Raw genomic sequence first — 23,525 nt, 5'->3', positions numbered from 1 at the left:
ACTCCGGCTTTTTGAGATTTACCGGATGATTATGTCATCCGGTTTGTAAGATTACGCTACGTCTTCGTACTGCGGAACCGGGTTACGGAAACTCTTGGTTACGCAAGCCAGGTAAATCAGACCGATAGCAGCCCAGATCAGACCCAGAACCATTGAGCTTTCTTCCAGGTTAACCCACAGCGCACCAACGGTCAGCGCACCACACATCGGCAGGAACAGATACTGGAAGTGATCTTTCAGCGTTTTGTTACGCTTCTCACGGATCCAGAACTGCGAGATGACCGACAGGTTAACGAAGGTGAACGCCACCAACGCACCAAAGTTAATCAGCGCCGTAGCCATTACCAGGTCGAAGTTGATTGCCAGCAGGGCAATCGCGCCAACCAGGATGATATTCATCGCCGGAGTACGCCATTTCGGGTGTACATAACCGAAGAAGCTTTTCGGGAACACGCCGTCACGACCCATTACGTACATCAGACGCGCAACGCCTGCGTGCGCCGCCATACCGGACGCCAGTACGGTAATGGTGGAGAAGATCAGCGCGCCAACCTGGAACGCTTTACCCGCAACGTACAGCATGATTTCAGGCTGTGACGCATCCGGATCTTTAAAACGAGAGATATCCGGGAAGTACAGCTGCAGGAAGTAAGTTGCAAAGATGAAGATCATGCCGCCGATCAGCGCGGTCAGGAAAATCGCACGCGGGATCACGCGCTCTGCATCTTTGGTTTCTTCCGACAGGTTGCTGATGCCGTCAAAACCGGTAAAGGAGAAGCACAGGATTGTCGCCCCGGTAATCATCGGGATAACATGCGCATCGCCAGACCAGAACGGACGAGTGCTCGCCAGCGTACCAGCGCCTTCACCTTCAAATACGCCATAAACAACCATGCCCAGAATCACCGCGATCAGCACTATCTGCAACACGACGATTACAGTGTTGAAGTTCGCTACGGATTTCAGACTACGCAGGTTAAAGGCGGTCATAAAGGCCACCAGAGCCACCACAAACATCCACGATGGAATGGAAGGCACCAGAGCTTCAAAATAGATTTTCGCCAGCAGAATGTTGATCATCGGCGCGAACAGATAGTCGAGCAGAGAAGACCAACCCACCATAAAGCCGACAGTCGGGCTAATGGATTTCTGGGCGTAAGTGTATGCAGAGCCAGCAGAAGGATAGCGGCGAACCAGCTTCCCGTAGCTCAGAGCCGTAAACAGGATCGCAATCAATGCGAACGCATAGGCTGTCGGCACATGACCATCCGTGAGGCCTGAAACGATACCAAATGTATCAAACAGCGTCATCGGCTGCATATAGGCTAGACCCATCATTACAACCGGAACTAACGTAAGCGTTTTACGCAATTCCACGCGAGAGGTGTTTGGAGTAACGTTATGCGACATGGTCATTCTCCTTTACGGTGATAACCGTCGCGTAAGCAAAAAATTGCCCCATTTTTTTGGATTCCTCAGCGACAACAACTGTCGATTTTTAGTAAATATCTATCCGGTACGAAGCCCGGCCTCTTGGTATGAATGATTGGTTTGAAGCAAAAAATAACCGACGCTAATTAAACGTCGGTTTTTAGTCATTTTTTGACAGCGGCGCATTGTGCCTAAATGGGGGGGAAATGACAAGAGAATGAGAGGCTTGCCATAATAATTTTTCTTTAAATGGCTGATTTTCCGTCATCAGATTTTGCATAAACACCGGCGATCGCACTATTTGCTAAAATTTCATCTCGCCACCAGCCGCTGGCAAGCCCTGCGGTCTGTTCATTCCAGCCAATCCAGACGGGTTCAAAGAGAGTTTGGGCGACCACTTTCTTCTCGATTAACGCGCCACTATCGAGAAAACGTTGCGCCAGATACCGTGGTAAATAGCCGCAGCCAAGGCCGCTAATTTGCAGCTCCAGCTTGGTTTTAAAATCGAAAACGGTAATGGCTTCTTGTTCGTCGAGAAGTTGTGAGGCCGTAGAAGCGCCTGCCTGCGCAGTGTCCCCCACCACAATCGCCCGATATCGTTTAATGATACGACGGTTTAACGGTTCTTCTTCCTGGGCTAACGGATGATGAGGCGCGACCGCAAAGACTTGTTCAAGATCGCCCAACCGCGAGAAACCAAACTCACTGGAAGATGGTGGCTCATGCATCGCGCCAACGATAATATCCGCTCGCCCCTGAGTCAGGGCATCCCAGGAACCACCGAGTACGCCATTGATAAACTTCAGGCGCGTCACGCTATGATGTTGATAAAAAGCTTCAATGAGAGGCGCAAGCAGAGAAAAAGGAAACGTGTCGTCCACGCCAATCACCAGCTCGTTTTCCCAGCCTTCATGCAGTTTGATCGCCTGCTTTTCCAGTTCTCGCACGGTATGCAGAACTTCCCGCCCTTTCTCTAATAACATTTTTCCGGTACGGGTGAATTTAGCGCGGTGTCCGCTACGATCAAGCAATTGAATATTAAGGTCGCTTTCCAGCTTGTGAACGGTGTAACTCAGAGCGGACGGCGTCTTGTAGAGTTTGGCTGACGCCGCCGCAAAACTGCCTTCTTTTTCTAAGGCATCGAGGATCATCAACACATCCAGCAGTGGTTTCATACACGCCCCCTTGCAGTGCATGCGGCGTCCTGCTGGCGTGATCGTTTACTCCAGCGGCATTACCAGCGGATCGGGATACTGGTATTCAAATCCCAGTTCATTACAAATCCGACTGCCATCAATAATCTTACCTTTGCCGCTGTCCAGACTATTTCTGAACTGCGGAGGTTCCAGCCCCAGTAAACGGGCCATCTGCGGATAGAAAACATTACGCGCAGGGTGAGCTGGCGCACATATATTATAGATGTGTCCGCCTTTAGGTGCCTGTAACAACAGAGTGATAGCGCCAATAACATCTTCTAAATGGACTAAATTAACACCATGTTCACCATCAGGGGCGGTTTTTCCGGCAAAGAAGCGTCCGGGATGACGTCCCGGTCCGACCAGGCCCGCAAGACGCAGAATATCGACCGAAGTACCGGGTAAATTGTGCAGCCAGTCTTCGAGTTCTTCTAATACTCGTCCACTGTTGGTTACCGGATTACGCGGGGTGGTTTCTTTCACCGTGCCTTGTGCGTCGCCATAGACAGACGTCGAGCTGGTAAAAATAATACGGGGAATACGATGAGCCAGCGCGCTATCCACTAACTCTTGTACCGCTTGTAAATAGAACTCATCGCCGGGGCCGCTACGACGTGCCGGAAGCGTAATGACCAGCGCATCGGCATCCATAAGGGCATCCAGATCGTCAGAATCGCAAACTAACTCAGGCTCCATGCGAAGCAGATAGCTATCAATGCCACTCATTCGGGCCGCTTCGACACCATCTTGTGTGGTTTTACTCCCGGTGACTTGCCAGCCTCGCGCTGAAAGTGACATCGCCAGCGGCATACCTAACCACCCTAACCCGACAATTGCGACCTTTTTCATCCGTTATCTCCTGATACACCTTAGATCTATAAGGCTACGCTAGCGTATCAAAACTGACAATTCATTCTATGAATGAATCTCTTCAATAATGATAACGACATGCTGCAATGAGCAGTGAATCATCAGTAACCGCGTATACCAGAAGGTGCTCCTCTGTAATGCGTCGGGACCAGAAACCTGACAAGTTATGTTTCAGGGGTTCTGGTTTCCCCTTACCTTCAAATGGTGTTCTGCGGGTATCTTTGATAAGTTCATTGATCTTTTTAACAATTCGCTTATCTGCTTCCTGCCAGTACAGATAATCATCCCATGATTCCTCAGACCAGATTAGTTTCACTCAATAATGTCCTTTTCCGTTCCTTTGTCTGATTTCAGGCTATCGATTGAGTCCATCAATCTCCGGGCGTTAGCGGGGGAACGCAGTAGATAAGCCGTCTCTTCCAGCGAGTTGTATTCTTCGAGTGACATCAGAACACAAGCCTCTCCATTCTGACGAGTAATGAGGATCGGGGCATGATCTTCAACGGCTTTCATCATTGTTGCCGACAAATTCTGACGCGCTTCGCTGTAGCTAATTGTACGCATGTAAATCTCCTCTTTTGTACAGTTCATTGTACAATGATGGGTGTTAATTAACTATTTATTAATTAGTTTGTAGATCAAGACATTGCCAGCGAGACGAAAAATCAGACTTTGCTCTTTTTGGTGCTGTCAAGTTAGAGGACAGTCCTCTTAGCCCCCTTCTTTCCCCGCTCATTCATTAAACAAATCTATCGCCATAAAATATATAAAAAAGCCCTTGCTTTCTAACGTGAAAGTGGTTTAGGTTAAAAGACATCAGTTGAATAAACATTCACAGAGACTTTTATGACACGCGTTCAATTTAAACACCACCATCATCACCATCATCCTGACTAGTCTTTCAGGCGATGTGTGCTGGAAGACATTCAGATCTTCCAGTGGCGCATGAACGCATGAGAAAGCCCCCGGAAGATCACCTTCCGGGGGCTTTTTTATTGCACGATTGATAACGGTTCAGACAGGTTTAAAGAGGAATAAGAAAATGACAGACAACACTCGTTTACGCATAGCTATGCAGAAATCCGGCCGTTTAAGTGATGACTCACGCGAATTACTGGCGCGCTGTGGCATTAAAATCAATCTTCACACCCAGCGTCTGATCGCGATGGCAGAAAACATGCCGATTGATATTCTGCGCGTGCGTGACGACGATATTCCCGGTCTGGTAATGGACGGCGTGGTAGACCTTGGGATTATTGGCGAAAACGTGCTGGAAGAAGAGCTGCTTAACCGCCGCGCCCAGGGTGAAGATCCGCGCTACTTTACCCTGCGTCGTCTGGATTTCGGCGGCTGCCGCCTTTCGCTGGCAACGCCGGTTGATGAAGCCTGGGACGGTCCGCTCTCCTTAAACGGTAAACGTATCGCCACCTCTTATCCTCACCTGCTCAAGCGTTATCTCGACCAGAAAGGTATCTCTTTTAAATCCTGCTTACTGAACGGTTCTGTCGAAGTTGCGCCGCGTGCCGGGCTGGCGGATGCGATTTGCGATCTGGTTTCCACCGGTGCCACGCTGGAAGCTAACGGCCTGCGCGAAGTCGAAGTTATCTACCGCTCGAAAGCCTGCCTGATCCAGCGCGATGGCGAAATGGAAGAATCCAAACAGCAACTGATCGACAAACTGCTGACCCGTATTCAGGGTGTGATCCAGGCGCGCGAATCAAAATACATCATGATGCACGCACCGACCGAACGCCTGGATGAAGTCATCGCCCTGCTGCCAGGTGCCGAACGCCCAACCATTCTGCCGCTGGCGGGTGACCAACAGCGCGTAGCGATGCACATGGTGAGTAGCGAAACCCTGTTCTGGGAAACGATGGAAAAACTGAAAGCGCTGGGTGCCAGTTCAATCCTGGTCCTGCCGATTGAGAAGATGATGGAGTGATCGCCATGAGCTTTAACACAATCATTGACTGGAATAGCTGTACTGCGGAGCAACAACGCCAGCTGTTAATGCGCCCGGCGATCTCCGCTTCTGAAAGCATTACCCGCACCGTTAACGATATTCTCGATAACGTGAAAACGCGTGGCGATGAGGCCCTGCGTGAATACAGCGCGAAGTTTGATAAAACCACGGTTACCGCGCTGAAGGTGTCTGCTGATGAGATCGCCGCCGCCAGCGAACGCCTGAGCGACGAGCTAAAACAGGCGATGGCGGTGGCAGTAAAGAATATTGAAACCTTCCACACTGCGCAAAAACTGCCGCCGGTAGATGTAGAAACGCAGCCAGGCGTGCGTTGCCAGCAGGTCACGCGCCCGGTGGCTTCAGTGGGTTTGTATATTCCTGGCGGCTCCGCCCCGCTCTTCTCAACGGTATTAATGCTGGCGACTCCGGCGCGTATTGCGGGCTGTAAAAAAGTGGTGCTGTGCTCACCGCCGCCGATTGCCGATGAGATCCTTTATGCGGCGCAACTGTGCGGTGTGCAGGACGTGTTTAACGTCGGCGGCGCACAGGCCATTGCCGCGCTGGCGTTTGGTACGGAATCTGTGCCGAAAGTGGACAAAATCTTCGGGCCGGGTAACGCCTTTGTCACCGAAGCAAAACGCCAGGTAAGCCAGCGTCTGGACGGTGCGGCGATCGATATGCCCGCAGGCCCGTCGGAAGTGCTGGTGATTGCTGACAGCGGCGCAACGCCGGATTTCGTGGCTTCTGATTTGCTCTCCCAGGCTGAACACGGCCCGGACTCACAGGTGATTTTACTGACACCTGATGCTGATATGGCGCGTCGCGTTGCCGAGGCCGTCGAACGCCAGTTGGCAGAATTGCCGAGAGCTGAAACCGCCCGTCAGGCACTGAGCGCCAGCCGCCTGATCGTAACCAACGATTTAGCGCAGTGCGTAGAGATCTCCAATCAGTACGGTCCGGAGCACCTGATCATTCAGACCCGCAACGCCCGCGATCTCGTCGATAGCATTACCAGCGCCGGTTCGGTATTTCTCGGTGACTGGTCACCGGAATCGGCAGGTGATTACGCCTCCGGCACCAACCACGTGCTGCCGACTTACGGTTACACCGCCACCTGTTCCAGCCTCGGGCTGGCAGATTTCCAGAAACGCATGACCGTACAGGAACTGTCGAAAGAAGGTTTCTCCGCGCTGGCTTCGACCATTGAAACACTGGCCGCCGCCGAGCGCCTGACCGCCCACAAAAATGCCGTTACTTTGCGTGTTAACGTCCTTAAGGAGCAAGCATGAGCACCGTGACTATTACTGATTTAGCGCGTGAAAACGTCCGCAACCTGACGCCGTATCAGTCGGCGCGTCGTCTGGGCGGTAACGGCGACGTCTGGCTGAACGCCAACGAATATCCCACAGCCGTGGAGTTTCAGCTTACTCAGCAAACGCTCAACCGCTACCCGGAATGCCAGCCAAAAGCGGTGATTGAAAATTACGCGCAATATGCAGGCGTAAAACCGGAACAGGTGCTGGTCAGCCGTGGCGCGGACGAAGGTATTGAACTGCTGATCCGCGCTTTTTGCGAACCGGGTAAAGACGCCATCCTCTACTGCCCGCCAACGTACGGCATGTACAGCGTCAGCGCTGAAACCATTGGCGTCGAATGCCGCACAGTGCCGACGCTGGAAAACTGGCAACTGGACTTACAGGGCATTTCCGACAAGCTGGACGGCGTAAAAGTGGTCTATGTTTGCAGCCCCAACAACCCCACCGGGCAACTGATCAACCCACAGGATTTTCGCACCCTGCTGGAGTTAACCCGCGGTAAGGCGATTGTGGTTGCCGATGAAGCCTATATCGAGTTTTGCCCGCAGGCATCGCTGGCTGGCTGGCTGGCGGAATATCCGCACCTGGCTATTTTGCGCACACTGTCGAAAGCTTTTGCTCTGGCGGGGCTTCGTTGCGGATTTACGCTGGCAAACGAAGAAGTCATCAACCTGCTGATGAAAGTGATCGCCCCCTACCCGCTCTCGACGCCAGTTGCCGACATTGCCGCACAGGCGTTAAGCCCGCAGGGAATCGTCGCCATGCGCGAACGGGTGGCGCAAATTATTGCAGAACGCGAATACCTGATTGCCGCACTGAAAGAGATCCCCTGCGTGGAGCAGGTTTTCGACTCTGAAACCAACTACATTCTGGCGCGCTTTAAAGCCTCCAGTGCAGTGTTTAAATCTTTGTGGGATCAGGGCATTATCTTACGTGATCAGAATAAACAACCCTCTTTAAGCGGCTGCCTGCGAATTACCGTCGGAACCCGTGAAGAAAGCCAGCGCGTCATTGACGCCTTACGTGCGGAGCAAGTTTGATGAGTCAGAAGTATCTTTTTATCGATCGCGATGGAACCCTGATTAGCGAACCGCCGAGTGATTTTCAGGTGGACCGTTTTGACAAACTCGCCTTTGAACCTGGCGTGATCCCGGAGCTGCTGAAGCTGCAAAAAGCGGGCTATAAGCTGGTGATGATCACCAATCAGGATGGTCTGGGAGCACAAAGTTTCCCGCAGGCGGATTTCGATGGCCCGCACAACCTGATGATGCAGATCTTCACCTCGCAAGGCGTGCAGTTTGATGAAGTGCTGATTTGCCCACACCTGCCCGCCGATGAGTGCGACTGCCGTAAGCCGAAAGTAAAACTGGTGGAGCGTTATCTGGCTGAGCAAGCGATGGATCGCGCTAACAGTTATGTGATTGGCGATCGCGCGACCGACATTCAACTGGCGGAAAACATGGGCATTAATGGTTTACGCTACGACCGCGAAGCCCTGAACTGGCCAATGATTGGCGAGCAACTCACTAAACGAGACCGTTACGCCCATGTAGTGCGCAACACCAAAGAGACGCAAATTGACGTCCAGGTGTGGCTGGATCGCGAGGGTGGCAGCAAGATTAACACCGGCGTTGGCTTCTTTGATCACATGCTGGATCAGATCGCCACCCACGGCGGTTTCCGTATGGAAATCAACGTTAAAGGCGACCTCTATATCGACGATCATCACACCGTCGAAGATACCGGCCTGGCGCTGGGGGAAGCATTAAAAATTGCTCTTGGCGACAAACGCGGTATTTGCCGGTTTGGTTTTGTGCTGCCGATGGACGAATGCCTTGCCCGCTGCGCACTGGATATCTCTGGTCGCCCGCACCTGGAATATAAAGCCGAGTTTACCTACCAGCGTGTGGGCGATCTCAGCACCGAGATGATCGAGCACTTCTTCCGTTCGCTCTCATACACCATGGGCGTGACGCTACACCTGAAAACCAAAGGTAAAAACGATCACCACCGTGTAGAGAGCCTGTTCAAAGCGTTTGGCCGCACCCTGCGCCAGGCCATCCGCGTGGAAGGCGACACCCTGCCCTCGTCGAAAGGAGTGCTGTAATGAACGTGGTGATCCTTGATACTGGCTGCGCCAACCTGAACTCGGTGAAGTCTGCCATTGCGCGTCACGGTTATGAACCCAAAGTCAGCCGTGACCCGGACGTCGTGTTGCTGGCCGATAAACTGTTTTTACCCGGCGTTGGCACCGCACAAGCGGCGATGGACCAGGTGCGCGAGCGCGAGCTGTTTGATCTCATCAAAGCCTGTACCCAACCGGTGCTGGGCATCTGCTTAGGGATGCAACTGCTGGGGCGGCGCAGCGAAGAGAGCAACGGCGTCGACTTGCTGGGCATCATCGAAGAAGACGTGCCGAAAATGACCGACTTTGGTCTGCCACTGCCACATATGGGCTGGAACCGCGTTTACCCGCAGGCAGGCAACCGCCTGTTTCAGGGGATTGAAGACGGCGCGTACTTTTACTTTGTTCACAGCTACGCAATGCCAGTCAATCCGTGGACCATCGCCCAGTGTAATTACGGCGAACCGTTCACCGCGGCGGTACAAAAAGATAACTTCTACGGCGTGCAGTTCCACCCGGAGCGTTCTGGTACCGCTGGCGCTAAGTTGCTGAAAAACTTCCTGGAGATGTGATGATTATTCCGGCATTAGATTTAATCGACGGCACCGTGGTGCGTCTCCATCAGGGCGATTATGGCAAACAGCGCGATTACGGTAACGACCCGCTGCCGCGCTTACAGGATTACGCCGCACAAGGTGCCGAAGTACTGCACCTGGTGGATCTGACCGGGGCAAAAGATCCGGCTAAACGTCAAATCCCGCTGATTAAAACCCTGGTCACGGGCGTTAACGTCCCGGTGCAGGTTGGCGGCGGCGTGCGTAGCGAAGAAGACGTGGCGGCGTTACTGGAAGCAGGCGTTGCGCGTGTGGTGGTTGGCTCCACCGCGGTGAAATCACCAGAAATGGTGAAGGGCTGGTTTGAACGTTTTGGTGCCGATGCCTTAGTGCTGGCGCTGGATGTCCGTATCGACGAGCAAGGCAACAAGCAGGTGGCAGTCAGCGGCTGGCAAGAGAACTCGGGCGTTTCACTGGAACAACTGGTGGAAACCTATCTGCCCGTCGGCCTGAAACATGTGCTGTGTACCGATATCTCGCGCGACGGCACGCTGGCGGGATCTAACGTCTTTTTATATGAAGAAGTGTGTGCCAGATATCCGCAAGTGGCGTTTCAGTCCTCCGGCGGCATTGGCGATATTAACGATGTGGCGGCCCTGCGTGGTACTGGTGTGCGCGGCGTAATAGTTGGTCGTGCATTACTGGAAGGTAAATTCACCGTGAAGGAGGCCATCGCATGCTGGCAAAACGCATAATCCCGTGTCTCGACGTTCGTGATGGTCAGGTGGTGAAAGGCGTACAGTTTCGCAACCATGAAATCATTGGCGATATCGTGCCACTGGCAAAACGCTACGCCGAAGAAGGTGCAGATGAACTGGTGTTCTACGATATCACCGCTTCCAGCGATGGCCGTGTGGTAGATAAAAGCTGGGTATCTCGCGTGGCGGAAGTAATCGACATTCCGTTTTGTGTGGCGGGTGGGATTAAGTCTCTGGAAGATGCCGCGAAAATTCTTTCCTTTGGCGCAGATAAAATCTCCATCAACTCTCCTGCGCTGGCGGACCCGACGTTAATTACTCGCCTGGCCGATCGCTTTGGCGTGCAGTGTATTGTGGTCGGTATTGATACCTGGTACGACGCCGAAACCGGTAAATATCATGTGAATCAATATACCGGCGATGAAAGCCGCACCCGCGTTACTCAGTGGGAAACGCTCGACTGGGTACAGGAAGTGCAAAAACGCGGTGCCGGAGAAATCGTCCTCAACATGATGAATCAGGACGGCGTGCGTAACGGTTACGACCTCGAGCAGCTGAAAAAAGTGCGTGAAGTTTGCCACGTCCCGCTGATTGCCTCCGGTGGCGCGGGCACCATGGAACACTTTCTCGAAGCCTTCCGCGATGCCGACGTTGACGGCGCGCTGGCAGCTTCCGTATTCCACAAACAAATAATCAATATTGGTGAATTAAAAGCGTACCTGGCAACACAGGGCGTGGAGATCAGGATATGTTAACAGAACAACAACGTCGCGAACTGGACTGGGAAAAAACCGACGGTCTGATGCCGGTGATTGTGCAACACGCGGTATCCGGCGAAGTGCTAATGCTGGGCTATATGAACCCGGAAGCCTTAGACAAAACCCTCGAAAGCGGCAAAGTCACCTTCTTCTCGCGCACTAAACAGCGACTGTGGACCAAAGGCGAAACGTCGGGCAATATTCTCAATGTGGTGAGTATTGCCCCGGACTGCGACAACGACACGTTACTGGTGCTGGCAAATCCCATCGGCCCGACCTGCCACAAAGGCACCAGCAGCTGCTTCGGCGACACCGCTCACCAGTGGCTGTTCCTTTATCAACTGGAACAACTGCTCGCCGAACGTAAATCTGCCGACCCGGAAACCTCCTACACCGCCAAACTGTATGCCAGCGGCACTAAACGCATTGCGCAGAAAGTGGGCGAAGAAGGCGTGGAAACCGCACTGGCAGCAACGGTACATGACCGCTTTGAGCTGACCAACGAGGCATCTGACTTGATGTATCACCTGCTGGTGTTGTTGCAGGATCAGGATCTGGATTTAGCGACGGTAATTGAGAACCTGCGTAAACGGCATCAGTGAGTTGCGTGCTGACCGGATGCGATGTTGTTGTCGCATCCGGAGCCATTGCCCGATGCGCAAGCTTATCGTGCCTACACATTATCTCAACACACGTAGGCCGGATAAGATGCGCCAGCATCGCATCCGGCAAAAAAAACGGGCATGGTGTCACCACCCTGCCCGTTTCTCTTAAATGCACAATAATATTATTTCGCGTTGTAATTACGCAGCGCGTTACGCCCCAACACAATCCCCACGCCAACCATGCCGCCCAGCAGCACCGCCAGAATCAAGGTAATTACCTTTTTCGGGCTATCGCGACGAATAGGTAACGTCGGTTTCATTACATAGCGGTAAGCATGAATATCAAGTTTATCAACGTCAAGATTGTCGATATCCAGCAGGTTTTGACGAGTCTGATAGTAGCTTGATGAGAACACCAACGGACGGGTCGCCTCGTGCTTAATCATCGACTCCAGCGCTTCGCTCCCCAAAAGGAACATAGTATCCTGGGTTACGTCCTGCGTCTGTTGAATCTGCGGCTTTGTCACCTGCGCCTGATTCGCATACTGCAACGCTTCCTGAATCTGACGGATACGCAGATCTTTCTGTTCCTGCGCGACCACTTCCTGGGTTCTTAAAGAGTCCTGCAAGTTTTTCCGTCCCAGAGCAATGTTGTCCTTGAGATCCTTTTCTAGCTCTTGATTCACTTTATCATCAACTTGCTGAATGTATTGGGCCAACTTCATTTGTGCGCCCTCTGCAGTTTGCCCAACATAAGAAACAGTCAATGGTAATTGCTGGTTCTTAACAGAAGGTTCGATGGTAAGTTTTTCTGGCTCTTCCTGATTATCCAGCGTTTCTGCTAATGCAGAGAAGGCAGAACTGAAGCGACCAATTAACGTCTCCTGCAAATCCGATACTTTCGGTGTAGCCTGACCATAGATAACATTCATGGCATTGTTATAGCCAGCAATTTGCCCCACGTCGGGCTGAGTGATAATTGCTGTTGACGTCCATTTCTCCTTCGCTACTGCCAAATAACCAATAGCCAGGGCAATAGCCACAATGACGGAAATGATGATTGTCATCTTGCCACGCCACAACTGCACTAGTAAATCAATCAAATCAATCTGTTCCGGGTCATGGTTTTGCCCAGAAACATTATTATTTTCTACTCTCATCATTACCCTAACTGACGGAAATTTCCAAGTCCGCATAGTTTAGCGATAATCCTCGTGAATGCTATAGGATAAGTGATAAAAATAATGAATTGTTGAGGAAGTAACAAAAGACAATCAGGGCGTAAATAGCCCTGATAACAAGATGTTAATCGCTACCAAAGAGATCGCGGGTGTATACCTTATCTGCCACATCCTTAAGCTCTTCTGCCATACGATTGGAGATAATGACGTCAGCTTGTTGTTTGAAAGTGGCGAGATCTCGTTCCAGGCGAGAGTTGAAGAATGAGTCTTCTTTCATCACCGGTTCGTAAATGATCACTTCAACGCCTTTCGCCTTGATACGTTTCATAATCCCCTGAATGGAAGACGCGCGGAAGTTGTCTGAACCGCTCTTCATAATCAGACGATAAATACCCACCACTTGCGGCTTGCGTGACAAAATGGCATCGGCAATAAAATCTTTACGCGTGCGGTTAGCATCGACAATTGCCGAAATCAGGTTATTCGGCACAGACTGATAATTCGCCAATAACTGTTTGGTATCTTTCGGCAAACAATAACCACCATAACCAAACGACGGATTGTTGTAATGGTTGCCGATACGCGGGTCGAGACAAACACCTTCGATAATCTGACGCGTATTCAGACCCAAACTTTCTGCATAGCTATCCAGTTCGTTAAAGTACGCCACGCGCATCGCCAGATAGGTATTAGCGAAAAGTTTAATCGCTTCTGCTTCAGTGGAGTCGGTAAACAGGGTCGGGATATTTTGCTTAATCGTGCCTTCCTGTAACAACGCAGCAAAACGTTCTGCGCGTTCTGAACGCTCACCGATGACAATACGTGACGGATGAAGGTTATCGTAAAGGGCTTTACCCTCACGGAGAAATTCCGGGGAGAATATAATATTTTCAGTACGATATTTTTTATGCATCGCTGCGGTAAAACCAACGGGAACCGTTGATTTGATGACCATAACCGCATAAGGGTTTATCTCAACTACGTCTTTAATTACTGATTCTACACTGGATGTATTGAAATAATTAGTTTTAGGATCATAGTCGGTTGGAGTGGCGATGATGACATAATCAGCATCCCGGTAGGCTTCATTTTTATCTAATGTGGCATTAAAGTGTATTTTATCTGATTGCAAAAACTGCTGAATTTCCTTATCAACAATAGGAGATATCCGATCATTCAGCATAGCAACGCGTGACGGTAAAATATCTAATGCCACAACCTCATGATTTTGTGCGATTAGAAGCCCGTTTGACAAGCCTACATAGCCAGTACCGGAAATGGTAATTTTCATTTCATGCTCTCAGAATTAACTTAACTGTGAATCATGATGTTTTTAGCATCCTGACAAGAGTTAAAAGTTTTAACGCTACGTCGATAGCTGGTCAACGCAACGAAAAACAATTCAGAATTTCTTTATAAGAATAGCTGATATTTATTAAGTTAATATTAAGCAGTGAAATTTAGTCTATAAGATAAATGGCAAAAAAAGCCCGGCACAATATACGCCGGGCCTCAATTTATTGTTAGTTAAGTCAGATTAATCCAGCCATTCGGTATGGAACACACCTTCTTTATCGATGCGCTTATAAGTATGTGCACCGAAATAGTCACGCTGTGCCTGGATCAGGTTTGCAGGCAGAACAGCGGCACGGTAGCTGTCATAATAGGCAACCGCAGCGGCGAAGGTCGGAACCGGGATACCGTTCTGTACTGCATAAGCAACGACATCGCGCAGCGCCTGCTGATAGTCATCGGCGATTTGCTTAAAGTACGGAGCCAGCAGCAGGTTAGCGATCTGCGGATTTTCGGCGTATGCATCGGTGATTTTCTGCAGGAACTGCGCACGGATGATGCAGCCAGCACGGAAAATCTTCGCGATTTCGCCGTAGTTCAGATCCCAGTTGTATTCTTCAGACGCAGCACGCAACTGAGAGAAGCCCTGAGCGTAAGAAACGATTTTGCCCAGATACAGCGCACGACGAACCTTCTCGATAAACTCAGCTTTGTCGCCTGCTCGCTGCGCTTGCGGGCCAGAGAGAACTTTAGACGCGGCAACGCGCTGATCTTTCAGAGAAGAGATATAACGTGCAAACACAGACTCGGTAATCAGCGACAGCGGTTCGCCGAGATCCAGCGCGCTCTGGCTGGTCCATTTACCCGTACCTTTGTTTGCAGCTTCATCCAGAATCACATCAACCAGGTAGTTACCGTCTTCATCTTTTTTGGTGAAGATATCTTTGGTAATGTCAATCAGGTAGCTGCTCAGTTCACCGTTATTCCACTCGGTAAAGGTCTGCGCCAGTTCTTCGTTGGTGAGGTTCAGGCCACCTTTAAGCAGAGAATAGGCTTCAGCAATCAGCTGCATATCACCGTATTCAATACCGTTGTGAACCATCTTCACATAGTGGCCTGCGCCATCGGCACCAATATAGGTAACGCATGGCTCCCCGTCTTCAGCCACTGCGGCGATTTTGGTCAGGATCGGCGCAACCAGTTCATAGGCTTCTTTCTGGCCACCAGGCATAATGGAAGGTCCTTTCAGCGCGCCTTCTTCACCGCCAGAAACACCAGTACCGATGAAGTTAAAGCCTTCTGCAGAAAGCTCACGATTACGACGAATAGTGTCCTGGAAGAAGGTGTTACCACCATCAATGATGATGTCACCTTTATCGAGGTACGGCTTAAGGGAATCAATAGCAGCATCCGTGCCTGCACCTGCTTTCACCATTAACAGGATGCGACGAGGCGTTTCCAGAGATTCAACAAACTCTTTCACCGTATAGTAAGGAACCAGTTTTTTGCCTGGATTTTCGGCAATCACTTCTTCCGTTTTTTCACGGGAACGGTTGAAAATAGAGACGGTATAACCACGGCTTTCGATGTTGAGCGCAAGGTTGCGCCCCATCACTGCCATACCGACGACGCCGATCTGTTGCTTTGACATTGTTTACTCCTGTCAGGGCGTTAAAAAATTGGTATATAAAGCAAAGATCTTTAAATAAAGATACCATTTCAGTAGTAAAATTAGGACTTTATTTAATCACTTTACCAGTTCGGATGTAATTTTTCTATAGTTTTTATAAGAAAGAATTGGTTTCCGTAATATGTAGCGCGTAATACTCCTTATATGCCATCGAAATGCTTTAGTAAATATTCTTCTATTTTCATGCTGCGCATAATGAATAGCATCAAAATGGGGAGTATAGTAAAGATCTACTCCACTTAATTTTAAACGCATACAAAGGTCAATATCTTCACAATACATAAAATATTTTTGATCAAAACCATTCACATTTAAGAAACTTAAAGCATGAATAAGCATAAATGAGCCAGCACACCAATCAACTACAGTATCAGAAAGTATATTTTCCTTCTTAATTTTACTTTTATTCACCCCCAATAAAAAAGAACAAAGAAAATCATATAAAGTTGGAAAACTCCGTATTGAATAATCATGTTTGCTTTTAGTAAAATCTCGATAAAGACATAATGTGCTAAACTTATAATCATTACTAATTATATAATCAACATAATTAATCAAACTTTCACTGGTTATGAATACATCGGGGTTAAGAAAGAGAAAATAATCATTATTCATAATCATGAAGTTATTAATTATATATGACACTGCTATGTTATTATTATGTCCAAATCCATATTGCCCTCCATGCAAATAGGTTACGCAATTTTTTTCGCATGTTTTTTTTAAAACCATTGAACTTTTGTTATCACGAACTATTATTTTAAATCTTCCAGAGGGCAACTTTAAATTTAATAAAAGATTTTCTATATAGTCATCATGGCCATGTGAAACGATTATAATATAAACCACGTCAGTTCCCCTTGAGGATATATTCAATAAACTGTTCAAAACCAGTCAATGCATCATTATTAAAATTCACCCTACTATTTTTTATATCTTCATGCATATTTTTACTTGTGTACTCTAATATGTAGCGAACAAGTATTTTCTCATCGTCAAATGGAAAATATCTAGTTTTTGAATAGTTATATAAAACTTCATGAGCATAAGGTAAGTCTGCCGCAAATATCCATTTTTTGTATGTTTTAGCTTCTGATAATGGTAATCCCCACGTTTCTAGTTTCGATGGGAAACAAATAATATCTGAATCTTGATAAAAGTTAACCATCTCGGTTGCATTAAGGTAACCGAGGAAATGTACATTTTTCAGTTCGGAAGCTAATTTATATATTCTTTTTGCATACTTATTTTCAGTACCATCAAAAGTAAGATAAAAATGAATATTTTTATCTTGTAATATTTGTGCAGCACGTATGATAACTTCAAAGTTTTTAAATATACGGGGCACTGCTGGGTAAAATATCCTCACATCCTTTTTATTATTATTTCTTACCAAACCATCACTTTCAAAAGGGCAAATATCTTCAGGGCGACTAACAACAACATTCTTTAACTTATATTTTTTTTCGAATTCTTTTTTTAGCCACTGCTGCTGAACAAAAACTGCTGTGTTCTTTTTTATATTGATATTGTATAAAAGCCCATAAAAAAGATAAAAAAGATAAAATTTAGGTTCTCCTATAATATCTCGATAGCTTAAATATTTATAGAACGGTGCAGGATTGTGGCAATAAACAAATCTATAGGGTACACTAACATTTGCTGTAATATCATGTAAGCATACCCAATGAGTTGCCTTAATCACCTTAGATAATCTATTGCAAGTTATATATTCGAAATATAATCTTTTAACCCACGAAGACTTGACTTCTGGATACTCTATAAATTCAACCCACGGAAATAATTCCATTAGTTCAGCAGAGCTATGAACCAGTGCAATAAATTTACATTCGGCTCTATCTTTAGTTGCTGTAAGCACATTTTTTAGTACGGTAAAGGGGCCTCCGGTTGTAAAATTAACAGCCGATATTACAACTATATTCTTTCCCATTGCATACGCTCATAGTTATATTTTTTAACAATTTTAGCTGGAACACCAGCAATGATCACATTATTAGGAATCTCACCACGAACAACACTGTTTGCGCCAATAACTACACCATTACCTATACACGCACCTGGTAATATTGTCACATTTTCGCCAATCCACACACGCTCTCCAATATACACAGGTGCAGATTCAAGGGGCCTAGACGAAGGAATAATAGTTGGTGAACTATGGATATCGGATTTAGAAAAAATACCATGATTATGATCACTAATAAATACTTTACTTGCTATTAATGTATCTCTACCAATAATGACATTATTAATAGCCGCGATGTGAACATAGTCATTAATTTGAACATTTTCTCCAATGGAAACTACGGCATCCATAAATGCATCAACTCGTAATCCTACACCTGATGTAAAACCTTTTCCAAAACTAACACTTCCATCTTTTCTAATATAACATGGAAATCTAATAATCCTAACATTTGAACAAAATAAAAATTTTGTTAAGAATATATCTTTAAGAAGCCTAAGACCACCATAAAGGCCATATCGTTTAATTAACTTAAGTTTTTTTTTAATGCACATTATTTATGTCCTAGTTATCATATATGCTATTAATATGTAATTTACGTGATAATGATAATATAATCTACTATTATATAGCTATCTGGACATTAGATTTCATCAAGATATTTTTAGCGTGATATTTGCACAAAAATATTGATGAAAATAACATAAACACATAGGGGTTTATATAACCAGCACCACGTATAAAAAGAGGGATGAAGAAACACATGTAGAAGCTATATGCTAAAATATACTGCGGTGAATATCTCTTACTTTTTTTGAAACGCAGATAAAATCGGGAAAAATAAAAAAAATAGAAAATACACATTAATGCACCAATAACCCCAAACTCAGATATTAACTTAGAAGAAATAAATGAGCCATCGTATATATTTAACATAGGGGCATCAAGTTCAGCTAAAATTTGTTGATATATTCCTATCTCCCCATTCACTCCCATTTGTTGAAAACCAATACCAAGACCATAACTTGTAATAAAATTCAAGAAAGCTCTTTCAATTCCTGAAAGATATACAAGCACTGATAGGTTCGTAGTATTTTTAAAATCAAGCCGCGATGTATAGTAAGAAATGTCTAAATCACTTAATATCATGGAAAAAATCCATGCCCCCAAAAGTATAACAATAGTTTGCCTTATAGTTATTTTTTTCATCACAAAAACACTAATCACAATGCCTACCAACATTGTTAAATTCTGGATACCTAACGCAATACCCAAAGATAATATATAGAGCAATAGTAGCCCCCCCCCTCTTGTATAGTATAAACAAAATGAAAAGATAGGTATAAAAACCAATGCAAATGCTGATGGTTCAGGAAAAAGAATCATACTTTTATCATGTATAATCTCAGTCTTCTGTAAAAGAATACTTATAATGCCAATAAGGCAAAGAAATGCGAACAAATAAAAGACGGATCTCTTAAGTATTTCTTCAGAACATAACCACAACGTCTGTGCATAACAAGAGGAGACGTATGCCATTATTAAGATGCTATATATTGAAAGTACAACTTTAAATGTTAAAGCCTGTTCAATATTAAATAGCATACTTAACAAACAGTTAAAACACAACAATATGAATAACGCTACTATTATTAGAAAATTATCTTTGCAAATATTTTTAGCTCTTAAAAAAACAAAAAGCAATGTAATTGAGATTATCGTTGAAATGCTAAAATTATCAACCCCTAATGTATAAAACAAAAAATCAGGGAAAACAAGAAAAAGTATAAATAAACATATAATTCTTTTTGTGCTATTTGATTCTTCTATTCTTATGCTCATACATAATCTCAATTATCTTTTTAGCCCAATTGTCCCAATGCAATATATTATTATATCTAATTCTTGCGTTTTGGGAGTAGTTTTGATAAGTCTCTACGGAACTAATTATTTTATGAATTGCATTTCCAAAGTGCTTATAGTCTAACGGGTCTTTAATTAATATCCCCGTCCTTTCGTTGATAACTATAGAACTGACTCCACCTGTATCTGTAGCGACAACAGGCAATCCAAAAGCAGCAGCTTCACAAAATACCATTCCATAACATTCAGCAATGGTTGGTAAAAGAAGTATATCAGCGTTAGATAACACATCGATGAATTTCTGATATTCGTCAACGTTATTTTTATCTACTTTATCAATTAATTCAACCCAAGTAGGTAAAATCTTTTGATTCGGAGTACATCCACAAATTTTTAGTCTAACATCGATCCCATATAACTGCCTTACATATTCAATTGCTTTCAAGGCTGTTTTCCCACCTTTTCTTTCCCAATCAACTCCCAAGAAAAGACAAGTATAACTATTCTTTTGAATTATATTTTTATTAGCAAAGTGAATATCATCAAATAAATTAGCCCCCCATGGTATTTCAACTAATTTATCAAAATCTAATCTGTAATAATTCCTGCAAAAATCCATTGCCCATTTAGATGGGAAAGATACTACTGTTGCTTTTTCAATAGCCTTGCGTTCGATTAAACTTGCATCCTCATCATTTATAATTGTTTTTTTATTTAAATTCGGATAATAGCTTTTTAATTGATCATATGTTGTATCCGATAGATATATTATTGGTATGGTTGTTTTTAAAAAAGCAATTTGTGAGGAACCTGCAGGTGCGATAATAAAATCCAAACCATCAATTTTTTTTAATTTCCTACCGAATATTCTACCGTAATACCTGGAAAGCAACTTCGAATGACTATAATCATATTCTTTTCCGAAACACCTTAATATTAATTTATATACTTTTAACATGTATATCATATAGCTATTTACCGGTCCTAATATTTCAATGGAAATATTTCTCTTCGATAATGCCTTTAGCATATAATAAGGTGTGCCAGACCAACTGGATGTAGATAGTGGATCATAAGCAGATAAAAAAGCCACTTTCATTAAATACCCTTTAATAACATATCAAACTATAGATTTATTAACACCATGATTAAGTGCATATTCTAATGGCATTTGCTACCTTTGTTTCGTTTGAAGTTAAACATAACATTCAAACATCTTTTCATCTTATTAAACTCACCTCTTCTAGCACGGTTAAATGCTACAACAAAAAGTGACAACCATACCGTCCAATAATATTGGGGATAAAACCTTTCTGTAATGACCAGCCTATTTTTTATTGAGCAAAGATCAGCCATCATGCTCTTTCCCCCATCAGTACTTGCACCTATTTTATGATAAACCAAACTTTCTGAGCAAATACCTAATTTAAAGTTCTTTGCTTTTGCTCTGAGGCAAATATCTAACTCTTCATAGTATAAAAAATATTCTTCATTCATCAATCCAACTGTTTCCAAACATTCTCTAGAGAAAAACATCGATGCGCCAATTATATAATCTATATCATTACTAATGACTTCATCATCATATTTTTTGGAAACTAATCTTCCCATTTCATAATTTTTTGTAGTGCATAACCATTTGTTATGCACCCCACCTAGTCCTTGCTGCATCTCTCTGTCGGCAAAATAGACTAAACGAGAACCGCAAATCCCTATACTTTTATCTGAATCACATTTACTAATTAAATGAGTTAAAGCCTCTTTATCCACTTCAGTATCATTATTCAGAACCCAGACGTATTTCATATTCTCCTGATTAAGAGCGAACTCTATGCCAATATTATTACCACTTGCGTACCCATTATTTTGCGGAGATTGTATTAATATGATTTTATCGTTTTCTAAGGTTTTATATTTATTTCTATCCTCATACTTCACCTCAATGATACTTTTATCAGCAATATATAATGAATTAAGATTTTCTTTTATAGTATCATATGAGTTATCCATAGAACAGTTATCAACAATGATAATTTTATAATCGCTAACATTTAAATCCATTAAACTTTTAACACAATTAATGGTATCTATAGCCCCATTCCAATTTAATACCACAATATATATCATCAGGCTACCCTTTTTTCATAAGATTATTACAACGATAACTCATATATAAAAGCATCAAAAAATCAATTATTACTCGAATTGTCCATAACCACGCAACACCAATAACCCCATATTCCTTTGAAATTATATATAACATTATCAAATAAGGAATAAATTCCATCATATGGATGTATGCAGTGTATTTTGCTTTTCCAAAGGCCTGTATGTTGGCAAAAGAGATTTGTGAATAACAGTTAAAAATATACCCTATAAGCATAATCCGTAATATTTCGACCGAAATCCCTGCATACTCAGCCCCCATCCACAATGTTAAAATAAACTTTGCGTAATAATATACAAATAAAACCAAAGGCATTACAATGACAGTCATTAATATATAAGCTTTTTTTTGCTCTGCATATGACGCTGTAAAATTCCTTGCATGACTTAATTTTGGAAAAACAGCTTTCCCAAGAGAGCCTGGAACTATTCCAAGCCTAGTTACCAGCTCATTAGGGACTGTATAGAATGATATTTTTGATGCTCCCTGGATATGGGATAGAATAAATCTATCCATACTCGCTAATATAGGAGATATTATGTTACTTATAGTTACCCACCCGCCATATCTAAATAACCGCTTTAAAACAGTTATTGAAAAAAATGAGATATCGATAGTTATTCTTTCCCTGCTCATAATGTAGCTTAACCACAAGCATATAACTCTTGCAATCGCTACACCAATAATTGCAGAAAAAAGCGTTTGATTAATTAAAACAAATAATGCAGGTAACCCTGCAATTAAAGAATTCCCTACACTTTTTTGTATATTTAGAATCCCAAAATATTCCCGACCCTCAAGCTCTGCTAATAGTATTTGCGTGACTAAGAATACAGGTATCAGAGATGATAATAATACTAGAGACTTTATCGAATCGGCGTAATATATTGGTGAGATATTTAACAGTTCAATAATATCGCCTTTAAGCAGAAACACTCCCCCGCCTCCGATAAACCCTAAAAATATCACAGCGATAATAGAAGTTACTATTATCGTATTACAATCGTCCACTCTGTTTTTTAGTAATGCTATTTCACGCACAACAGCTCTTGTTAACCCAGCATCAAATATACTTGCATACCCTATAAAAATCATTGCTAACGTATACAAACCAAATAGTTCTACACCAATTTTCCTCGCAATTAATCCAAAGGCGGGAATTGCAATTAATGTTGGTATAAAGTAGCCCGCAACATTCCATATACTATGTTTTAAGAGAGACATTTCAAAACTCACTTAGTTCAAATCTTTCCCCATTTGCATCCTTATCAGACAGAGTGATCAGTGCTGTGCTCGGCCATTTAATATTAAGCAAGAGGTCATTCCATATAATATTTTTTTCATGTGATGGAGCATAATATTGATTCGTTTTATATAAAACTTCTGCTAAATCACTCAGCACCAAAAAACCATGTGCAAATCCCTCAGGAATCCACAACTGACGCTTATTCTCAGCAGACAAATTCACCCCAACCCATTTCCCAAATGTAGGTGACGATTTACGAATATCAACCGCAACATCAAAAACCTCGCCAACAACACAGCGCACCAGTTTTCCTTGAGCATAAGGTTCTAACTGATAATGAAGACCACGTAAAACACCTTTACTGGACTTAGAATGGTTATCCTGAACAAACTCAACCTTACGACCTACTGCTTCTTCAAAAATCCTCTGATTAAAACTCTCAAAAAAGAAGCCACGTTCATCCCCAAAAACTTTTGGTTCAAAAATCAGCACATCAGGAATTTCAGTTTTAATTACGTTCAT

The 23,525-nt window shown here is 44.6% G+C and carries 25 protein-coding genes, 1 pseudogene and 1 other annotated feature; of the genes and pseudogenes, 9 read left to right on the top strand and 17 right to left on the bottom strand.

The annotated features are described in order from the left end of the window. Nucleotides 1–51: 51 nt before the first annotated feature. The 6 genes from plaP to yefM form a co-directional block, all read right to left on the bottom strand. Nucleotides 52–1,410 (bottom strand): putrescine/proton symporter PlaP, encoded by a 1,359-nt coding sequence (gene plaP, locus ACJHX4_RS06445; RefSeq protein WP_000019194.1) that lies wholly within the window; start codon nt 1,408–1,410, stop codon nt 52–54. Next, entirely contained in the window at nt 1,400–1,462 is a 63-nt protein-coding gene (gene yoeI / locus ACJHX4_RS06440; protein WP_010723108.1) for a membrane protein YoeI, read from the bottom strand. The genes plaP and yoeI overlap by 11 nt, the downstream gene beginning before the upstream one ends. 214 nt (nt 1,463–1,676) lie before the next feature. Continuing rightward, nucleotides 1,677–2,606 carry a LysR substrate-binding domain-containing protein gene (locus ACJHX4_RS06435; protein ID WP_000803366.1) on the bottom strand — a complete coding sequence of 310 codons (930 nt, stop codon included), beginning with the start codon at nt 2,604–2,606 and terminating at the stop codon, nt 1,677–1,679. A gap of 45 nt (nt 2,607–2,651) precedes the next feature. After that, nucleotides 2,652–3,476, bottom strand: coding sequence for an SDR family oxidoreductase (locus ACJHX4_RS06430; protein WP_000754737.1), 825 nt, complete (start codon nt 3,474–3,476; stop codon nt 2,652–2,654). An 82-nt stretch (nt 3,477–3,558) separates the two neighbouring features. Then, nucleotides 3,559–3,813, bottom strand: a complete 255-nt coding sequence (gene yoeB, locus ACJHX4_RS06425; RefSeq protein ID WP_000767819.1) for a type II toxin-antitoxin system mRNA interferase toxin YoeB — start codon at nt 3,811–3,813, stop codon at nt 3,559–3,561. Next, nucleotides 3,810–4,061 (bottom strand): YoeB-YefM toxin-antitoxin system antitoxin YefM, encoded by a 252-nt coding sequence (gene yefM, locus ACJHX4_RS06420; protein ID WP_001259253.1) that lies wholly within the window; start codon nt 4,059–4,061, stop codon nt 3,810–3,812. The genes yoeB and yefM overlap by 4 nt, the downstream gene beginning before the upstream one ends. A gap of 282 nt (nt 4,062–4,343) precedes the next feature. Here yefM and hisL point away from each other — a divergent pair, with 282 nt between their 5' ends. The 9 genes from hisL (at nt 4,344) to hisIE (ending at nt 11,573) form a co-directional block, all read left to right on the top strand. Then, on the top strand, nt 4,344–4,394 hold the full coding sequence (hisL, locus tag ACJHX4_RS06415; protein ID WP_001364200.1) for a his operon leader peptide: 51 nt from the start codon (nt 4,344–4,346) through the stop codon (nt 4,392–4,394). After that, nucleotides 4,370–4,493 (top strand) — a sequence feature (His leader region). Its footprint overlaps the gene before it by 25 nt. A 46-nt stretch (nt 4,494–4,539) precedes the next feature. Continuing rightward, the gene (gene hisG, locus ACJHX4_RS06410; RefSeq protein WP_000131782.1) at nt 4,540–5,439 is read left to right on the top strand and encodes an ATP phosphoribosyltransferase; all 900 of its coding nucleotides are present in this window, start codon (nt 4,540–4,542) and stop codon (nt 5,437–5,439) included. A gap of 5 nt (nt 5,440–5,444) precedes the next feature. After that, on the top strand, nt 5,445–6,749 hold the full coding sequence (hisD, locus tag ACJHX4_RS06405; RefSeq protein ID WP_001296211.1) for a histidinol dehydrogenase: 1,305 nt from the start codon (nt 5,445–5,447) through the stop codon (nt 6,747–6,749). Beyond that, complete coding sequence (gene hisC, locus ACJHX4_RS06400) at nt 6,746–7,816, top strand: histidinol-phosphate transaminase (protein ID WP_000108967.1); 1,071 nt, start codon at nt 6,746–6,748, stop codon at nt 7,814–7,816. The genes hisD and hisC overlap by 4 nt, the downstream gene beginning before the upstream one ends. Then, nucleotides 7,816–8,883, top strand: coding sequence for a bifunctional histidinol-phosphatase/imidazoleglycerol-phosphate dehydratase HisB (hisB, locus tag ACJHX4_RS06395; protein WP_000080057.1), 1,068 nt, complete (start codon nt 7,816–7,818; stop codon nt 8,881–8,883). The genes hisC and hisB overlap by 1 nt, the downstream gene beginning before the upstream one ends. Continuing rightward, nucleotides 8,883–9,473 (top strand): imidazole glycerol phosphate synthase subunit HisH, encoded by a 591-nt coding sequence (gene hisH, locus ACJHX4_RS06390; protein WP_001103571.1) that lies wholly within the window; start codon nt 8,883–8,885, stop codon nt 9,471–9,473. Before hisB ends, hisH begins: the two co-directional genes overlap by 1 nt. Further along, the gene (gene hisA / locus ACJHX4_RS06385; protein ID WP_000586468.1) at nt 9,473–10,210 is read left to right on the top strand and encodes a 1-(5-phosphoribosyl)-5-[(5-phosphoribosylamino)methylideneamino]imidazole-4-carboxamide isomerase; all 738 of its coding nucleotides are present in this window, start codon (nt 9,473–9,475) and stop codon (nt 10,208–10,210) included. Before hisH ends, hisA begins: the two co-directional genes overlap by 1 nt. Beyond that, on the top strand, nt 10,192–10,968 hold the full coding sequence (gene hisF / locus ACJHX4_RS06380; RefSeq protein ID WP_000880182.1) for an imidazole glycerol phosphate synthase subunit HisF: 777 nt from the start codon (nt 10,192–10,194) through the stop codon (nt 10,966–10,968). The genes hisA and hisF overlap by 19 nt, the downstream gene beginning before the upstream one ends. After that, entirely contained in the window at nt 10,962–11,573 is a 612-nt protein-coding gene (hisIE, locus tag ACJHX4_RS06375; protein ID WP_000954913.1) for a bifunctional phosphoribosyl-AMP cyclohydrolase/phosphoribosyl-ATP diphosphatase HisIE, read from the top strand. Before hisF ends, hisIE begins: the two co-directional genes overlap by 7 nt. Nucleotides 11,574–11,758: 185 nt before the next feature. On the opposite strand, the gene wzzB is transcribed toward hisIE, so the two are convergent. The 11 genes and pseudogenes from wzzB to rfbC all read right to left on the bottom strand — a co-directional run bounded on the left by wzzB (nt 11,759) and on the right by rfbC (nt 23,525). Continuing rightward, a complete protein-coding gene (gene wzzB / locus ACJHX4_RS06370) occupies nt 11,759–12,736 on the bottom strand; it encodes an LPS O-antigen chain length determinant protein WzzB (RefSeq protein ID WP_001531810.1) in 978 nt (325 codons plus the stop codon). A gap of 145 nt (nt 12,737–12,881) precedes the next feature. Beyond that, nucleotides 12,882–14,048 (bottom strand): UDP-glucose 6-dehydrogenase, encoded by a 1,167-nt coding sequence (gene ugd, locus ACJHX4_RS06365; RefSeq protein ID WP_000704867.1) that lies wholly within the window; start codon nt 14,046–14,048, stop codon nt 12,882–12,884. A 246-nt stretch (nt 14,049–14,294) separates the two neighbouring features. Then, nucleotides 14,295–15,701, bottom strand: coding sequence for an NADP-dependent phosphogluconate dehydrogenase (gndA, locus tag ACJHX4_RS06360; protein ID WP_000043486.1), 1,407 nt, complete (start codon nt 15,699–15,701; stop codon nt 14,295–14,297). 96 nt (nt 15,702–15,797) lie between these two features. Further along, on the bottom strand, nt 15,798–16,589 hold the full coding sequence (locus tag ACJHX4_RS06355; protein WP_000262536.1) for a glycosyltransferase: 792 nt from the start codon (nt 16,587–16,589) through the stop codon (nt 15,798–15,800). A gap of 1 nt (nt 16,590) precedes the next feature. Next, nucleotides 16,591–17,691: a glycosyltransferase gene (locus ACJHX4_RS06350; RefSeq protein ID WP_000517629.1), complete on the bottom strand. Its 1,101-nt coding sequence runs from the start codon at nt 17,689–17,691 to the stop codon at nt 16,591–16,593. Next, on the bottom strand, nt 17,676–18,281 hold the full coding sequence (locus tag ACJHX4_RS06345; RefSeq protein ID WP_001296213.1) for an LPS biosynthesis protein: 606 nt from the start codon (nt 18,279–18,281) through the stop codon (nt 17,676–17,678). Before ACJHX4_RS06345 ends, ACJHX4_RS06350 begins: the two co-directional genes overlap by 16 nt. A gap of 225 nt (nt 18,282–18,506) precedes the next feature. Then, nucleotides 18,507–19,569 (bottom strand): annotated as a pseudogene (locus ACJHX4_RS06340) (hypothetical protein). Then, complete coding sequence (locus ACJHX4_RS06335; protein ID WP_001296214.1) at nt 19,541–20,689, bottom strand: glycosyltransferase family 4 protein; 1,149 nt, start codon at nt 20,687–20,689, stop codon at nt 19,541–19,543. The pseudogene ACJHX4_RS06340 and the gene ACJHX4_RS06335 overlap by 29 nt, the downstream one beginning before the upstream one ends. A 62-nt stretch (nt 20,690–20,751) precedes the next feature. Next, nucleotides 20,752–21,717: a glycosyltransferase family 2 protein gene (locus tag ACJHX4_RS06330; protein WP_000639413.1), complete on the bottom strand. Its 966-nt coding sequence runs from the start codon at nt 21,715–21,717 to the stop codon at nt 20,752–20,754. Between the two features lie 4 nt (nt 21,718–21,721). Beyond that, the gene (gene wzx / locus ACJHX4_RS06325; RefSeq protein ID WP_001296215.1) at nt 21,722–22,981 is read right to left on the bottom strand and encodes an O25 family O-antigen flippase; all 1,260 of its coding nucleotides are present in this window, start codon (nt 22,979–22,981) and stop codon (nt 21,722–21,724) included. 1 nt (nt 22,982) lies between these two features. After that, nucleotides 22,983–23,525 (bottom strand): dTDP-4-dehydrorhamnose 3,5-epimerase, encoded by a 543-nt coding sequence (gene rfbC / locus ACJHX4_RS06320; RefSeq protein ID WP_001100793.1) that lies wholly within the window; start codon nt 23,523–23,525, stop codon nt 22,983–22,985.

This window comes from Escherichia sp. WS2035 (assembly GCF_046487065.1).
GTDB lineage: Bacteria > Pseudomonadota > Gammaproteobacteria > Enterobacterales > Enterobacteriaceae > Escherichia > Escherichia coli.
Note: the sequence above shows the minus strand (reverse complement) of the source record. Positions and strands in the feature narration are given on the sequence as shown.

Excerpts from the sequence above, each read along its gene's own strand:
- plaP (WP_000019194.1), bottom strand. The coding sequence starts at position 1,410 with ATGTCGCATAACGTTACTCCAAACACCTCTCGCGTGGAATTGCGTAAA.
- ACJHX4_RS06435 (WP_000803366.1), bottom strand. The coding sequence starts at position 2,606 with ATGAAACCACTGCTGGATGTGTTGATGATCCTCGATGCCTTAGAAAAA.
- ACJHX4_RS06430 (WP_000754737.1), bottom strand. The coding sequence starts at position 3,476 with ATGAAAAAGGTCGCAATTGTCGGGTTAGGGTGGTTAGGTATGCCGCTG.
- yefM (WP_001259253.1), bottom strand. The coding sequence starts at position 4,061 with ATGCGTACAATTAGCTACAGCGAAGCGCGTCAGAATTTGTCGGCAACA.
- hisG (WP_000131782.1), top strand. The coding sequence starts at position 4,540 with ATGACAGACAACACTCGTTTACGCATAGCTATGCAGAAATCCGGCCGT.
- hisD (WP_001296211.1), top strand. The coding sequence starts at position 5,445 with ATGAGCTTTAACACAATCATTGACTGGAATAGCTGTACTGCGGAGCAA.
- hisC (WP_000108967.1), top strand. The coding sequence starts at position 6,746 with ATGAGCACCGTGACTATTACTGATTTAGCGCGTGAAAACGTCCGCAAC.
- hisB (WP_000080057.1), top strand. The coding sequence starts at position 7,816 with ATGAGTCAGAAGTATCTTTTTATCGATCGCGATGGAACCCTGATTAGC.
- hisH (WP_001103571.1), top strand. The coding sequence starts at position 8,883 with ATGAACGTGGTGATCCTTGATACTGGCTGCGCCAACCTGAACTCGGTG.
- hisA (WP_000586468.1), top strand. The coding sequence starts at position 9,473 with ATGATTATTCCGGCATTAGATTTAATCGACGGCACCGTGGTGCGTCTC.
- hisF (WP_000880182.1), top strand. The coding sequence starts at position 10,192 with ATGCTGGCAAAACGCATAATCCCGTGTCTCGACGTTCGTGATGGTCAG.
- hisIE (WP_000954913.1), top strand. The coding sequence starts at position 10,962 with ATGTTAACAGAACAACAACGTCGCGAACTGGACTGGGAAAAAACCGAC.
- wzzB (WP_001531810.1), bottom strand. The coding sequence starts at position 12,736 with ATGAGAGTAGAAAATAATAATGTTTCTGGGCAAAACCATGACCCGGAA.
- ugd (WP_000704867.1), bottom strand. The coding sequence starts at position 14,048 with ATGAAAATTACCATTTCCGGTACTGGCTATGTAGGCTTGTCAAACGGG.
- gndA (WP_000043486.1), bottom strand. The coding sequence starts at position 15,701 with ATGTCAAAGCAACAGATCGGCGTCGTCGGTATGGCAGTGATGGGGCGC.
- ACJHX4_RS06350 (WP_000517629.1), bottom strand. The coding sequence starts at position 17,691 with ATGGGAAAGAATATAGTTGTAATATCGGCTGTTAATTTTACAACCGGA.
- ACJHX4_RS06345 (WP_001296213.1), bottom strand. The coding sequence starts at position 18,281 with ATGTGCATTAAAAAAAAACTTAAGTTAATTAAACGATATGGCCTTTAT.
- ACJHX4_RS06335 (WP_001296214.1), bottom strand. The coding sequence starts at position 20,689 with ATGAAAGTGGCTTTTTTATCTGCTTATGATCCACTATCTACATCCAGT.
- ACJHX4_RS06330 (WP_000639413.1), bottom strand. The coding sequence starts at position 21,717 with ATGATATATATTGTGGTATTAAATTGGAATGGGGCTATAGATACCATT.
- wzx (WP_001296215.1), bottom strand. The coding sequence starts at position 22,981 with ATGTCTCTCTTAAAACATAGTATATGGAATGTTGCGGGCTACTTTATA.
- rfbC (WP_001100793.1), bottom strand. The coding sequence starts at position 23,525 with ATGAACGTAATTAAAACTGAAATTCCTGATGTGCTGATTTTTGAACCA.